We start from the raw sequence: 360 nt of genomic DNA, 5'->3' as shown, positions 1-360 counted from the left end.
CGCATGAGTGATGCACCTTCCTATTCACCGCCAGTGGAAATTGGGGCGGTCATGGTGGGGGGAACGGTCAGTCGCGTTGAGCAGTCAAACCATCCGGACTATACGCCGGGTGAGTGGGTGCTGGGCTACAGCGGCTGGCAGGAGTATGAAATTTCAGACGGCAGCGGCCTGGTGAAACTGGGCGATAATATTTTTCATCCCTCGTGGGCGCTGGGCATTCTGGGTATGCCAGGGTTTACCGCCTATATGGGGCTACTGGACATCGGCCAGCCTAAAGCCGGTGAAACGCTGGTGGTTGCGGCGGCGACGGGGCCGGTTGGTGCGACGGTCGGGCAGATCGGTAAAATCAAAGGTTGCCGG

1 pseudogene is annotated in these 360 nt (G+C 59.4%); it reads left to right on the top strand.

Features of this window, described 5'->3' with window-relative positions:
* A pseudogene (locus CSV68_RS17030) lies at positions 1–360 on the top strand (NADP-dependent oxidoreductase); the annotation flags it as partial.

The sequence above is a fragment of the Sporosarcina sp. P29 genome (genome assembly GCF_002743265.1).
GTDB lineage: Bacteria > Bacillota > Bacilli > Bacillales_A > Planococcaceae > Sporosarcina.
Note: the sequence above shows the minus strand (reverse complement) of the source record. Positions and strands in the feature narration are given on the sequence as shown.